Source organism: Zhongshania marina, from assembly GCF_002915595.1.
GTDB classification, from domain to species: Bacteria; Pseudomonadota; Gammaproteobacteria; order Pseudomonadales; family Spongiibacteraceae; genus Spongiibacter; species Spongiibacter marinus_B.
The window spans coordinates 50988-64522 of sequence record NZ_PQGG01000009.1; the positions used below are offsets into that span (position 1 = coordinate 50988).

The following is a 13535-nucleotide window of genomic DNA, read 5'->3' on the forward strand; positions in this document are numbered from 1 at the left end:
GCTCAGCTTTCCAATTTACAGGATTACGCGCCTACGTCTACCCCGCTTGGCCCGCCTACTTTATATTGCTGCTGCCATAGTCGCGGTGATAGACCAGTCCACTGTTTAAAATGACGACTAAATACCGCGACTTCGGCATAGCCAAGATTCAAGGCTAAATCGGTTATCGACATCGCATTGTGCGCCAAATACTGCTGAGCAATTTGCTGCCTCGTTTCGCGCAATAATTGAGCGTAAGTAGAATTCTGCGCCGCCAATCGCTTTTGCAGTACCCGTGCTTGCACTCCCATCACCGCAGCCACCCTCGCCAAACTGCAGTCGCCACTTCGCAATAATTGTCCGATAACGCTCTTAATTCTGTCCCGAATACTGTCTGGATAGTTTTTTTCGAGCTGACTGACATAGTCGCGAAAATGTGCCTCCAGCGAGGCAGTATCAACACGCGGTTTGCGCGTAGCCCAGCGCAGCGGCATGCTCATACCATTATTTGCCGCGTTAAAAACTAATCTTGCGGCGTAGCGCGGCAACAGCGATTTAAGATCTGATTCATCCGTAGATTGATGCAAATAAAATTGTAATTCTCGGCTATCCACCCCAACTAATTCATCAATGAAGTTACACAAATGCCCGTAACTTAGCTGAATGAGTTGCTGTATGCCGAGCGCACTCGCCAGCGTAAAAGAAAACTCAAAACGCATTACCTCGCCTTCAATATTCTGATGTAACTCTAAGCCCCGCACATGCAAATAAAGTTGCTGACTCGCCTTGTCTATCGCATCTTGAAGCGTGGGCTGCTGCGACCAGCCTAAGGCGATATCACCCAGCACCGACGAGCTTTGACGCTGGGCGAGCAATAGGCCAAACAAGGGCTGCTGACAGGCTTCTGCGCTTATTTCTAAGAGCTCCGCCACTTGACGATAGGCAATATAATTATTGGGGTCACGGAGTTGGGCACTGCTCAAGCCTACCTGCGCTAGCAAGGCGACCGGATTCTCGCCGCAGCGACTCACCAGCTCAGCAAAGCCCGCTATTGCACCACTGCGAATTAATGACATTGCCATCCATCCAAAACCTTGATTCGTAAAATATCAAGTTATGTTCGTATAAAGTCAAGTTATCGCTAGGATTAAGCCCTATATTCTTGGATTAAATCACCACGATAATAATGAGGATGTCCAATGAGCCTACCAGACTGCCTTAATCACCAAGATGCCCTGCTGACGATTAATACCAATACGCAGCCCCCTGTGAATGAGGCTATACCGGGGCTAAGCATCAATCCGCTCTTTTTAGATGGCGAAAATGGTCTATGGGTATTACGCGTTAAATTTGCGCCCGGCACGACGCTGCCCATGCACTTTCACACTGGCACCGTGCATTTTTATACCCTCGCAGGTTGCTGGCATTACCTAGAATACCCAGAACAAAAGCAAACCGCCGGCAGCTATTTATATGAGCCCGGTGGCTCTATACACACCTTTCATTGCCCCGAAGACGGCGGTGGTGCAGATGGCTTTATGGTAGTGGCAGGGGCTAATATCAATTTTGACGACGGCGGTAACTTTCTGAATATTATGGATGCGGCTTGGATTGAAAAAACCTTACATGACGCCAGCGCCGCACAGGGAATAAAACCACCGCGCTATATAAAACCAATGCGCGGTGCGGGATACTCAAACGACTAAGCGCGCACAACATTGCGGCCCCAGATAAGAAGCTACAATAATAATTGGAGAAACCTTATGGCCAGCCAAACTAGTACGATTCGCTATGAGCTCGATTTTTTCAGTGCCGGCACCCGCTGCAGCGCTTGGCATTACCCTTGCCAGCTTGAACAGCAATCAAGCCCCTGCATTGTGATGGCACACGGCTTAGGCGGTACGCGGGAATGCGGACTTGCGCCCTATGCTGAGCGCTTCGCCGCAGAGGGCTTCCATGTTTTGGTATTTGATTATCGGCACTTTGGTGACAGCGACGGCCAGCCTCGTCAACTCCTAAAGGTGCCCTATCAACTTGATGACTGGCGCGCCGCCATCGATTTTGCACGCCAATTAAAGGGCGTTAACCCCGAGCAGATTATTTTATGGGGGACTTCTTTCTCAGGCGGTCACGTGCTCAGTATCGCGGCAGAAGATAAGCGTCTACTCGCGGTGTCTGCCCAAGGGCCAATGGTTGATGGCCGCGCCGCCAGCCTAGAAATTTTAAAATACGCGGGGCCGATCCATTTAAGCAAACTCACTAGCTGTGGTCTTATTGATCAAGCGCGCGCCAATATAGGGCTGAGCCCGCTTTATATTCCCCTTATTGCCAAACCTGGCAAACTCGCTGCCATGACAAGCCACGACTCGCTCAGCGGCTATCAGGCCATTACCAACCCCGGCTGGCGCAATGAAATGAGTGCCCGTACAGTGTTGGTTTTGTCCTTATATCGGCCTATTAGAAAAGCTAAAAAAATTCGCTGCCCCGCATTGATCCAAGCCTGTAATAAAGACACCGTCGCACCGGCAAAGTCTGCAGTCAAAATGGCTAAGCGCATGCCCGGCATTGCCAACCTAAAGCAATACGACATCGGCCACTTTGATATTTACACCGGCCACGATTTTGACGTCGCCATCGCCGATCAACTGGCGTTTTATCGAACGGCACTGCAAAACTCATTAGGTTTAAAATTATGAAGCCGAGCCCCTTACATAATAAAGTTGTCGCTATTACCGGCGCCTGCGGTGGCTTTGGCGCCGCCCTATGCAGGGCGCTTTACGAACGCGGTGCGAATATCGCAATGTTTGATATCGACAACGCGGCATTAGCAAAGCAACTTCAACACTACTCCGATACCACGAGAGTAAAAACCTGGCACGCCAATGTATGCGAGCTAGACAGTTTGCGAAACGCAATGAATTCAGCTGCCAGTCATTTCGGCGGTATTGATGTCGTCATTGCCAATGCGGGCATTGATCTCATAGAAGCGCTTAGCGCCGACGGCGACGATAATTTCGATAGGGTCATTGATATAAATTTGAATGGGGTATGGCGCACTTTTCGTGCGGCGCTACCACATGTGCAAGCAAGCAAAGGCTATTTATTGGCTGTTTCATCAATGGCCGCTTTTGTGCATTCACCATTACAAGCATCTTACGCCGCTAGCAAGGCCGGTGTTTGGGCGCTGAGTAATAGTATTCGTCTGGAACTTCGCCAGCACGGCGTAGCGGTTGGCAGTTTGCATCCCACGTTTTTTAAAACGCCCTTGCTTCACAATATTTCAGGCAATGCAGCGGGAAATGCACTGTGGGGAGGCCACCAAAAATTTCCATTTAAAACAGTCAGCATTGACGACGTTGTTTTAGCCGCTATCAAGGCCATCGAGATCCGCGCCAATATCACTACCGTACCGCGTATCAACGGAATCATAGCAAATATGCCTGGCCTACTTAGAAGATTTGTCGAAGGCATTGGCTTTAAAGATCAAACCATTCGCAGCGCGATGGCATTCGCAAATCAAAAAACCAAACCTTAATTTTAAGAATAAAAAATTATCGCACTGCGATGGAAAGTTTCTTATGAAAAACAAATTCAATCTCAATCAAAAAGTCATATTGATTACTGGCGCAGCGGGCGGCATCGGTGCGGCCTGCGCGAAGGAATTTTACCGCCAAGGCGCACAACTTGTTTTAAGCGATGTAAGTGCCGAGGCGCTTGAGCGTAGCGCCGCTGCCTTCGATCCAGCGCGTGTGCTAATTCAAGTATTAGATGTTAGTGATATGGCCGCAACAAAAGTCGCGGTCGCCAATAGCATAGAAAAATTTGGACGGCTCGACATTGTCTTTGCGAATGCGGGTGTGGCGTGGCAGACACCCAAAACCATCGCCACAGCGAGCGAGGAGGAATTTGAAAAAATAATAGAAATCGACTTACTCGGGGTCTGGCGAACGGTGGGCGCGGCGCTGCCAGAAATTGTGAAATCGCAGGGGCAGGTATTAGTCACCTCATCAATTTATGCTTTTGCGAATGGCGTACTCAATGCACCGTACGCGATGTCTAAATCAGGGGTAGAAAGTTTTGGTCGCAGTCTGCGGGCGGAATTAGCAGGAACAGGGGCCAGTGCCAGCGTACTCTATCCTGGATGGATACAAACACCGATGACCACCGTTGCCTTTGGTGCCAACGCCACCGCCTCGACATTAATTGAAAAGGCCTTTCCTGCCGCGCTCAGGCAACTCATTACGCCTGAAATCGTCGCGACTGCGGTAGCGCAGGGTTTAAGTCGCCGCGCGGCGCGGATCATCGTTCCTCGCCGCTGGTCGCCGATGTCGGCTTTACGCGGCCTGCTAAACATCTACACCGACCGCATGTTTGATAAGCGCGAAGACCTGCAAAAACTAATCAAACGCGCCGAGAATGAAGCACAAAATACATAGGCTATTCGCTTACTTCGTCGCTTTTAGCTCTCGATCAAACAGGTATACCGCCAGCGCCTCGCGCTGCTCAGTACTTAAAGGAAAGGCAGGCATTGGCGGCGTTGGCGCACTAAAAAAATCAGCCAAGCTCGCCGCATTGTAATTCTTTGCCAGTGCTTTTAAGGGGCGCCCTGTTTGCTGATTATGGCAGCTGGCACAATTAAATTGCTGATATAAGTCCTCGCCCTTGGCACTTAAACTAGCGCGTTTGTCTTCGGTATAGCCGTCTAACACGCCAATATTTGCATCAGTACTCGACACTGTTGCGGCCAATACTAAAGATTGCGCATTGCCATCCGCCACTATGCGATAAATCGACCCCGAATAATCATCTGAAATATAAATGCTACCGTCACTGGCCTCAGTGACATCGACTGGACGCCCGAGTAATTTATCGCCTTGCAAAAAGCCGCTAACAAAATCACTTTCGACTATTGAGCCGTCAGCCTGCCATTGCAGAGCTATCACTTTATAGCCATCTGGAACACTGCGATTCCAAGAGCCATGCAATGCCACTAAAGCAGTGCGCTCGAATCCGGATTTGGGCGTATGCTGTAAAAACCGGATGCCCAAAGGCGCATTGTGGGCTTTAAATTCAAAGACTGGCGGACGGTTTGCCGGCAGATTACTCGGCAATTTGGCACCATAATCTGGATCCGGTGTGGCGGCGTTAATATAGGGCCAACCGTAAAATCCGCCCTCCACAACCTTATTTAACTCGCAGGGCGGAAAATCATCGCCGAGCAAGTCTCTGCCATTGTCGGTGGCGAATAACTCATTACTCCATGGCGCCCAATCCATGCCAACGCTATTACGTAATCCGCTTGCATAAACCGTCAACTCACTGCCATCTGGCTTAAAACGCATGATCGTTGCGCGCTGCGAATCACTCTCTTCACATACATTGCAGGTCGAGCCGGAACTTAAATACAGCCAACCATCCGCACCGGCCCGCAGGGTTTTCGTCCAGTGATTGCCCTTGTCACCCAGCCCGTCTACAAGCCGCGTGTATTCACCGCGAATCTCGCCAGATGCTACGTCAAACGCCACCAGACCAACTCCATTCGATTCGGCGATATAAAGCCATCCGTCCAAAATATCTATGCCGTGGGGTCGCGTTAATCCGCTCAGAAGTACGCTGGTCTGGTCTGGCAACCCGTCCCTGTCTGCATCGCGCCGTAACAACAATATCTCACCTGAACGGGGACGGCTCACTAAAATATCACCAGCTTCAGTTGCCCGCATAAACCGAATTTTACCCAGCCCCGTCGCATACAAGCTCATGCTGAAACCGTCAGCAACGCTTAATTGCTCACGCACCAGCTCGGCATCGGGCTCACCGCCACCGTAGCCAACGAGGGCATGCAAGGCAACTTTTGAGGTCGTCGCCACACCAGGCGGCCCGTAATGCACCAGCAAAAAAGGCGTCACTAGCAACAAAATCAGTACATAGATAAAGAAACGTAGAATTTTCATTGCAACATTGCACCCGCCCGCTGATTTAAGGGCATAGACTAGCGTGATATGGCGGCAATTTATAGCACGGCAATATGCGCCACATTGCCTGTGTAGTGTTGAATATCGGAATAGACAACAGCGGGCTGCGCGGTGTTAAGAGGTGATGAAGTTATGGCGCAATACTGCACAAAGAAACTAGTACCGCGCACCAAGACTGAACTTACTTAGGGGTTATTTCTGCTTTTCACCACGCTCACTGGCCCAAAACACACCTTTTAACTTAGCAACGCCAGCTTTACGTGCATCAATGGCCAGCTTGCGCGCCTTCTTTTCACCGTATTCTTGAAAAGAGAATGTCGCCTTGCCAAAACTACCAGGCTTCTCACCAGGCCAGTGCGCCTCCCAGTACCACAGCTCTTTTATACTGTTATTCTTTAGTTTGTATCGCTTCGCATAGCTGTAAACGCCGGTAATGCCGGATTTGTTATTACTGCGCCGGATACTACACATCGCCTGACGGGTGGTTGGCGGGTACTTATCAATAATCTCATCACGATAGCTCTTAGCCGCAGCAAGTGCCTTGCGCTTTCCCTGATAGGTTTTATCTGGGAAGTTTTTAACGTGCATTTTGTTCTGACGACGAAGACTAACACGCCACGCATGTGTGCGATGGAGGTCATCATCAATTCGAGTTATGCCATACATGGCTTTACTTTTGGGCATGGATGTCTGTGTTACGCAATTTATCAATATCGACTTGAATTATACCAAAGAAAATGCGGCGAAATTAGTAAGTTAGCCATATAAACCTCTTTAAATTTGCGATTGTGAGCATTAATCTCAGTTTCAGACCAGCAAAGCGATATGGCACCGCTCATACTAACGAATCACGCCTCTAAAATGCTCAAGCATCGCCTGTGTTGCAGGTATACCTTTAAACTCTGGTGACAGCAGATCTGCTATCGCTCGCAAGTCTTCCCCCATGATGGCTGAACAAAAAAACGAGTAAATATGGGTTTTCGCATTGATGCTGGGTTTGTATTGGCTCAATAAATCGACAACATAGGAAAAAGGCCTTAGCAAGGCGAACTCTGAGACCGCTGCAAGATCCACGCCTTTTGCGTCAATTAATAAGCGCTGTAACAGTCGACGCAGTACAACGTCATCCTGCAAGCGGGTAAGGAAGTTCTCTAAAAAGCTAAATAACTTTGCCTCTGCGCTACGATCATCATCAGTCAAGCTTTGGCTAAAAATATCGCTAATTGCCCCTTTCACATAGTGCGCTACGCACTGGGTATATACATCTTCTTTACCATTAAAGTGGTCGTACAAAGCGCCCTTGGTTAAGCGGCAAGCCTTACCTAAACCGTCCATGCTGACACCACTGTACCCCGATTCTGCAAAGAGTGTCGCCGCTGCCTGCAAAATCTGCGCTCGGGTGCGCTCTCGTTTTGTTATTCCGTTCTCTTCCGACATAAGCCTCTCTAGCGTCTCTAATACCCAAATCTACCATGAGCTAAATTATCGCCATACTACCTTGTAAAACAACATACCAATCAGTATATTAAAAAATATACCAATTGGTATGGTTTTAGAGGTCACCCATGAGAATAAAGATCCATAACTACAGCTTGCTTGTTCTAGCCTGCTTAATCGGCTTTGTGAACAGCCCAACAAATAAGGCATTTGCAGGAAATGCCATAGTGCCACTAGGGTTTGGAGCCGAATCAAATGCTATGGGCGGCACTGATATGGCGTACTCAAGCACACCCTCTGGCATCAATAACAATCCCGCCGGTATTGCTCGAGTTCCTCATTCCGAAATTGAATTCGCAATCGAGCCCCATGTGCTTGTTGGCATACGCCACAAAGATTCTCTTGGTAATGACCGGCGATCTGATCACGACCGCGCCTACCTTTTTAGCGGTGGCTGGTTGTCGCCACTCGCCAATCATCCCAATGTTGTCGTAGGTGTGGGTGTATTTGCCCAGGGTGGCGTCGGCTTTAAATATGTAGACCTATTAACGGACTACGGCACCCGCGATGATATCTCAGCCTTATTTGGTGTTTTCCGCATCGCTCCTGCCATCGCCTACTCGGTTAGCGACAAGCTCCGCCTTGGACTCTCAGTGTCTATTAATTATGCGGAAGCGGAACAAGAACTTTTCCCAAATATCTCAGATGCCGCGACCGGCTTTTTTGGCACCAAAATCACTGATGTAAATGGCTATTCTTACTCCTGGCGCGCAGGCCTACAGTATGATGTTAGTCCCACAATAACCATCGGTTTAGCCTACGGTGCACCAACAGAATTAAAACTTGAAGGCGGCAAAGCCACGGTCAATTTTGAAGATATAGGACTTGGTCGAGTAAATTATGCGAACGCAAAAATAGACGGTCTTTCGATCCCCCAAGAAATTGGTTTGGGCTTCTCATGGCAAGTAACGCCGCAATTAAACCTCGGGGCAGACATTAATTGGTACGAGTGGTCGGAGGCGTTAGGCAAAGTCAAAACTAGCTTATCGCAACCTCAACAAACGGCGCCCATGGATAGAATAAACGCGGTCGGTGACTTTGGCGGCCAGAACAACTTTTCTAAATCTGTCGCCGCGATTTACCGAATCAACGACACAAGTACCGTTTACTCTGGCGTATCTCATATCAATAATGCCATCGATGGCAGTGCCCTTTCACCTGTCAATAATCTAACCGGAAAATGGCATTTTAATCTGGGTTACCGGCACAATTTTAGCAGTAACTGGACTGGCGTCGTTTCATATACTTATGCACCTGATAGTTCACGCAGCTACACTAACTCACAGCTTCCGCTTGGCGATGAGTCAGAAGCCGCCTTTAAAATTTACTCCATGTTATTCACGGTGCGCTATAACTGGTAATGCCATAAGATTTTGACGTTCCCTTAAAATAAAAACTTATACTAAAAATGGCCGATGAAACTCACATAATGTCATCGGCCATGTTAATCACGCTCAAATTCTATCTCGTACATCAAGGGAATGCGCACTAACTCTTTAGTTCTCTAATTATTTTAGCCCACATATCGTCTGACGCAGCATACGGGGCATATATAGCCAATCTATCAGCATAGCTTCCGTACTGCTCTTTTAGTTTTGCCGCGATGTCTTCTGGCTTACCTCGAACACAAAACGCGTCGAGAAATTCATCATTAATGTAATTCCCCAATTGTTCCCATTTGCCTTCTTTTGAGAGCGCATTGAGCTTAGGTTGTAAATCACCCAAGCCGACGGCATCCATTGGCGGGCGATACGCTGGCGTCGAAGAATAAAACCCCAGCAATCCTTTCACACTTTGCTCTGCAGCGTGATAAGCCTCATCGGTCTCGCCGGTGATCACAATGGCGTTAACTTGAATAATAAAATCATCTTCACTGCGAGCAGACTTGTCTAAGCCTTTACGCACAGCTGGAAGCGCATTTTCCTGCACAAAAGGCACGCTATTAAAGGGATGAATTATCAAACCATCGGCAACTTCACCGGCAACCTGTGTCATCAATGGGCCAAGCGCCCCAAGTAATATTGGCGGAACACCATAAGGGTTTGGCCCCGGGTTGAACATCGGTGTCATTAAGGTGTGGCGATAATATTCGCCCTGAAAATCTAATTTAGTCCCATTTTGCCAGCAATCAAAAAATGCCTTTACCGCCAAAATATACTCGCGCATACGGGCTGCTGGCGGGCCAAATGGCAAGCCGAAACGCTTCTCGATATGGGCCTTTATTTGCGAACCTATTCCAAGCATAAACTTACCTTGAGAAAACTTCTGCAAGTCCCAAGCTTGGTAGGCTATATGCGAAGGATTGCGCGGAAAGGCAACCGCAATTCCCGTCGCAATGTCTAAATCCCGCGCATGTTCAGAGGCGAGTGCAAGTGGCAGGAAGGGATCCCAGCTACCTTCAAGGGTATAAACACCATCATAGCCAATTCCCGCAAGACGCTTGGCTTCAGCGGCAGATCCTGCCATATCGGCATAAAATGGACCGTCAATTTTCATAGTTAAACCCTTAAATATTTTATTTATAAAAACCAAAAATTATTTATTGTCTGGTTTGGGGCGGTTGTATTCTAACCAGCCCACACTCTCTTCGCCGGAATCAAAGTAGCAACGAATCAATGTGCGACGATACTCGGTACGCTTTGGTGGCGTGAATGCATGGGTAATATCTATTTCACTACCCGCAATCGATTCCATACGCCCAGCGATTAAGCGGCCACTTTCGCAAAGCAGAGAAAAGCGCCCACTAACTGCCGCAAAGGGCTGATCACTCGCAAACTCTAGTTCAAACTTGGTTTCTGACAAATGCTCCATGCCCTGCCCAAACTCATGAAAATAGCCGATCTGTATTAATGGCCATTCAGGAATTTCTACCTGTGTAGCTTGCAAGCTAAACTTTTCATTATTCACGACAAAAAATTGCCAATTCATATCCCAAGGTCTAGGCCCCCAGGAGTGATCGCGCTCGCCACGCACAGTGAGTTCGGTAGCGCACCCGTCAATCGCCATTTGTCCAAACGCTTGAATCGGCTGTTCATAACGATTGGTGCTAAAACCTTGCGCGCTATGACCTTCGACGCTTCCCGCCCCCCGCGAGTACGCCGCACCGAGCGCCTTTACCTCAAGGGCAAGATTTACTGGGAGTATCATTCCTTGCCGAGGGCCGTACGCAACGCGGGCAAACCCTTCTATTTGTAAGCGTCCAGATTGAAGTGGAGCAAGGCAGTCGTAGCTAAATTTCAAGCCCCATTGATCATAAGAAAATACATTTTCAGCGCCTAATTTTAAGGCTGAAAATGGCAGACGATTTTCTTCTATAAGCAACCACTCCGAACCATTCCAAAGGTGTAGCCAGAACAAAATACGCTGCTGAACAGGGTGCCAGCCAATTCGGCAATGACCCGCCGCACTGCCATCGTCGGTATACCAATCAAAAAAATAGGATTCATTCCAATCATCGTGATTTTGACTATAGGGATGACTAAACTCATCCTTGAGCTCAACACCAAATTGCGTTAGTTCTTGTTCAGAAAGCATACGTGCTCCTACTATTTTTATTGCGTTTGCACTGCACATTGCCCTAAAGCAACTACAAGATGGTAACAACACCGGTGTCGGCATTGAGCCTTAGCATATCTCCGGTTTTTATTATCTTGGTGCCACTGCGGGTATTCACTATCGCAGGTAATCCATACTCTCTTGCGATAACCGCACCGTGTGAAACCGCGCTCCCAACATCGGTGACCAGACCCGCAATCATGCTGAAATAGGGCGTCCAGCCGACATCTGTTATTGGCGCAACCAGTATTTCACCTGGCTGTATGGCTGCGGCCTCTGCAACACTAAATGCCACCCTCGCCCGCGCCTCAACGATGCCTTTAGATACAGGACGCCCTATAATCTGCGCGTCCGTATCATGAATTTTGTTTCTAATATAGATAGGCTCAGGAGCACCGACACATACCTCTTCAAAATCTAATCTATTCTGAAAATCCAAGGCTCGCCGGCGCATTTTAGTGTGTTGATTCCAATGCCGTCGAACCTCCGGCGCGGCAGCATCCCGAACAAATGCCATTAGCTCGTCATGCAAAAAAAAGAATACTAAATCGGCATCATCAAGTTTGTTTTCAGCAACTAATTGCTCACCCAATGCTCGATAGCCGCGCTTGAGTCGATTTGTTATATCAACCAACAAGGATTTGGTTGCTTCTCTACGGCGCACGGCATTATGCGCCTTAGGTACAATCCAACGCAGACCTCGATTTAATGATGAGATATCTGCAGCTTCTGGACGCACACTGCTTGAGTTGCCCATCAAACGCGCGGTCACGGAGACCTGCATGGTTGTTACCAGCGTTTCTGGCGCGTCTGACCAACATACTTCTCGGACACAAAGCTCACGATATGAACGGTGACCGTGACGTTTTAAAAACGTAGAAAACTTATGACTGATACCTGAACCCTCTCCGCGCAGCCAATGCAAAGCTAGCTCCGGGCTCACCTCGACAAAACACGATTTTGCATCGGGATGGCGGGAAATCTCGTCAACTATTTCATCCAGCTGATCAACAAGTACCGCAGACTCGACGTCCCGCGCACCGGCCATCAACCTGCCCGCCTCAGCCTCTTCTTCTGGACTACTTTCCTGCCCACCAGAAATCATCGCCTGCAGTATATTGCTGGCAAACCCCGAGGTCGTAGACGACTGTAAATGAACCGCAAATGCTTCATAGAAAAAGTCCTTACTTTCATCTAAGACCTTTGCTAAATCCGCACTACTGCCTTGAACTGGAATCTGAAATACGGCGGCGCGTCGTTTAAAATCACCTATTACCGCATCTGCTGTTTGCAAATACCTAAGCATCTTTACCATGCCAAATAGACGGATAAAGATTGAGCGTTTAGCTGGTGGCTTTAGCTCTTCTACAATGCGCCCGCACAAACTCAAGCCCATAGATTTTACGTCGATACCCAGTACGGTAGCACCGGCTGCGGCGGACCCGCTCATATTAAGAAACATTTTACCGCTGCACATTGCCACCTGCGTCCAGTCATCTGTAATAGCTGGCCGACCTGCGTAGCTCACATGCATATGCTGCATGCCGTATTCGATAGCACGCCCCGTTGTTGAAAAAGTAAGTGGGCAACTGGCGCCGGGCATCATCTCACCGATATTACAGCGAGTCAGAACATCGCTAGGATGTATTGGCGTATCTAGTTCTTTTAGATCAGAACCAACGGTGGTTATTGGCCGAGCTTGCAACCAGTAAAGCGTTCCCTCTTTATCAAACGCCCATTCCATGTCCAAGGCTTCGCCTGCTGCCGTTACTGCGGCTCGGGCCTGCTGAACAAGTTGTAATCTCTGCTGTTCCGTCAAAATCGCTGCGCTATTGACAAGTTCTTCATAACAGTGGGAATTATCTATACCGTATTCATAATGGTCTGGTGTTTCGTCTCCGCTCACCAGTGCCTCGCCTAAGCCAGCAACAGCATCAATCACCAAACGGTCATGCCGACCAGACACTGGGTCGACACTAAACAGTACCCCTGCAGCCTGGGCATCCACCATCCTCTGCACCACTACACACATTGAACTCTCATCGCTGTCTTGGTGTTGCCGGTATTCGCTCGCTCTATGGCTATTCAGTGATTCAACACAGCGATTTACCGCCTCAAAAAGTGCATCTTCACCCTCAACATCGAGCACAGTTTCATAAAGTCCGGCAAAGGAATGGTCACTGCCATCTTCTCCCAAAGCAGAGGAACGCACTGCAACCTTGCCGCTCCCCATAGATTGGTAATACTTAGCGATAGCAGCGGCATCAGCGTCTTTTTTGGCATCGACAATAACAAAACCCGCCGGTATCGCTAAACCCCACTCAATGAGCTTGCTTAGCCCAGCAGCCTTGCCCCCAACCTCATCAACTCGGAGGTCGATATCTTGTATCCACCGAATACTCATTCCCATCTGTATCGTCGCCGTTATTTTATTGTTATTTCCTTAGATGACTATACGATCGTATCTTTTTATGTAAAAGTCAATCATCCAAACCTAACATCTACGTAACTAACGGTATAATCCAAACGCAA

The 13535-nt window shown here is 48.5% G+C and carries 12 protein-coding genes; 5 read left to right on the forward strand and 7 right to left on the reverse strand.

The genetic code is table 11. The annotated features are described in order from the left end of the window. Positions 1-23: 23 nt before the first annotated feature. Complete coding sequence (locus C0068_RS03910; protein ID WP_158249907.1) at positions 24-1055, reverse strand: helix-turn-helix transcriptional regulator; 1032 nt, start codon at positions 1053-1055, stop codon at positions 24-26. Between the two features lie 123 nt (positions 1056-1178). Between C0068_RS03910 and C0068_RS03915 the strand changes: the two genes are divergently transcribed. The 4 genes from C0068_RS03915 to C0068_RS03930 are packed head-to-tail and all read left to right on the forward strand — an operon-like array spanning position 1179 to position 4415. Next, positions 1179-1685: a 2,4'-dihydroxyacetophenone dioxygenase family protein gene (locus tag C0068_RS03915; RefSeq protein WP_103683192.1), complete on the forward strand. Its 507-nt coding sequence runs from the start codon at positions 1179-1181 to the stop codon at positions 1683-1685. Positions 1686-1742: 57 nt separating this feature from the next. Then, entirely contained in the window at positions 1743-2675 is a 933-nt protein-coding gene (locus C0068_RS03920) for an alpha/beta hydrolase (protein ID WP_103683193.1), read from the forward strand. Then, a complete protein-coding gene (locus C0068_RS03925) occupies positions 2672-3514 on the forward strand; it encodes an SDR family NAD(P)-dependent oxidoreductase (RefSeq protein WP_103683194.1) in 843 nt (280 codons plus the stop codon). The genes C0068_RS03920 and C0068_RS03925 overlap by 4 nt, the downstream gene beginning before the upstream one ends. A gap of 43 nt (positions 3515-3557) precedes the next feature. Then, complete coding sequence (locus tag C0068_RS03930) at positions 3558-4415, forward strand: SDR family NAD(P)-dependent oxidoreductase (RefSeq protein ID WP_103683195.1); 858 nt, start codon at positions 3558-3560, stop codon at positions 4413-4415. A 9-nt stretch (positions 4416-4424) separates the two neighbouring features. On the opposite strand, the gene C0068_RS03935 is transcribed toward C0068_RS03930, so the two are convergent. The 3 genes from C0068_RS03935 to C0068_RS03945 all read right to left on the reverse strand — a co-directional run bounded on the left by C0068_RS03935 (position 4425) and on the right by C0068_RS03945 (position 7388). Next, positions 4425-5930: a DUF7133 domain-containing protein gene (locus C0068_RS03935; protein WP_103683196.1), complete on the reverse strand. Its 1506-nt coding sequence runs from the start codon at positions 5928-5930 to the stop codon at positions 4425-4427. Positions 5931-6143: 213 nt separating this feature from the next. Beyond that, positions 6144-6635 carry an AP2 domain-containing protein gene (locus C0068_RS03940; RefSeq protein WP_103683197.1) on the reverse strand — a complete coding sequence of 164 codons (492 nt, stop codon included), beginning with the start codon at positions 6633-6635 and terminating at the stop codon, positions 6144-6146. Positions 6636-6791: 156 nt separating this feature from the next. Continuing rightward, entirely contained in the window at positions 6792-7388 is a 597-nt protein-coding gene (locus C0068_RS03945) for a TetR/AcrR family transcriptional regulator (protein WP_103683198.1), read from the reverse strand. A 128-nt stretch (positions 7389-7516) separates the two neighbouring features. Between C0068_RS03945 and C0068_RS03950 the strand changes: the two genes are divergently transcribed. Then, positions 7517-8809, forward strand: a complete 1293-nt coding sequence (locus C0068_RS03950; RefSeq protein ID WP_103683199.1) for an OmpP1/FadL family transporter — start codon at positions 7517-7519, stop codon at positions 8807-8809. A 127-nt stretch (positions 8810-8936) separates the two neighbouring features. Here C0068_RS03950 and C0068_RS03955 read toward each other — a convergent pair whose 3' ends face one another. Genes C0068_RS03955 through C0068_RS03965 form a run of 3 tightly spaced genes read right to left on the reverse strand, consistent with a single transcriptional unit; the run spans position 8937 to position 13407 of the window. Continuing rightward, positions 8937-9944 carry a TIGR03617 family F420-dependent LLM class oxidoreductase gene (locus tag C0068_RS03955; protein ID WP_103683200.1) on the reverse strand — a complete coding sequence of 336 codons (1008 nt, stop codon included), beginning with the start codon at positions 9942-9944 and terminating at the stop codon, positions 8937-8939. A gap of 39 nt (positions 9945-9983) precedes the next feature. Beyond that, on the reverse strand, positions 9984-10982 hold the full coding sequence (locus C0068_RS03960) for a DUF7064 domain-containing protein (RefSeq protein ID WP_103683201.1): 999 nt from the start codon (positions 10980-10982) through the stop codon (positions 9984-9986). Positions 10983-11034: 52 nt separating this feature from the next. Next, positions 11035-13407, reverse strand: a complete 2373-nt coding sequence (locus C0068_RS03965; protein WP_233208728.1) for a PEP/pyruvate-binding domain-containing protein — start codon at positions 13405-13407, stop codon at positions 11035-11037. Positions 13408-13535: the final 128 nt, after the last annotated feature.

Coding starts and splice junctions, on each gene's coding strand:
- C0068_RS03910 (WP_158249907.1), bottom strand. CDS start 1,055: ATGTCATTAATTCGCAGTGGTGCAATAGCGGGCTTTGCTGAGCTGGTG.
- C0068_RS03915 (WP_103683192.1), top strand. CDS start 1,179: ATGAGCCTACCAGACTGCCTTAATCACCAAGATGCCCTGCTGACGATT.
- C0068_RS03920 (WP_103683193.1), top strand. CDS start 1,743: ATGGCCAGCCAAACTAGTACGATTCGCTATGAGCTCGATTTTTTCAGT.
- C0068_RS03925 (WP_103683194.1), top strand. CDS start 2,672: ATGAAGCCGAGCCCCTTACATAATAAAGTTGTCGCTATTACCGGCGCC.
- C0068_RS03930 (WP_103683195.1), top strand. CDS start 3,558: ATGAAAAACAAATTCAATCTCAATCAAAAAGTCATATTGATTACTGGC.
- C0068_RS03935 (WP_103683196.1), bottom strand. CDS start 5,930: ATGAAAATTCTACGTTTCTTTATCTATGTACTGATTTTGTTGCTAGTG.
- C0068_RS03940 (WP_103683197.1), bottom strand. CDS start 6,635: ATGCCCAAAAGTAAAGCCATGTATGGCATAACTCGAATTGATGATGAC.
- C0068_RS03945 (WP_103683198.1), bottom strand. CDS start 7,388: ATGTCGGAAGAGAACGGAATAACAAAACGAGAGCGCACCCGAGCGCAG.
- C0068_RS03950 (WP_103683199.1), top strand. CDS start 7,517: ATGAGAATAAAGATCCATAACTACAGCTTGCTTGTTCTAGCCTGCTTA.
- C0068_RS03955 (WP_103683200.1), bottom strand. CDS start 9,944: ATGAAAATTGACGGTCCATTTTATGCCGATATGGCAGGATCTGCCGCT.
- C0068_RS03960 (WP_103683201.1), bottom strand. CDS start 10,982: ATGCTTTCTGAACAAGAACTAACGCAATTTGGTGTTGAGCTCAAGGAT.
- C0068_RS03965 (WP_233208728.1), bottom strand. CDS start 13,407: ATGAGTATTCGGTGGATACAAGATATCGACCTCCGAGTTGATGAGGTT.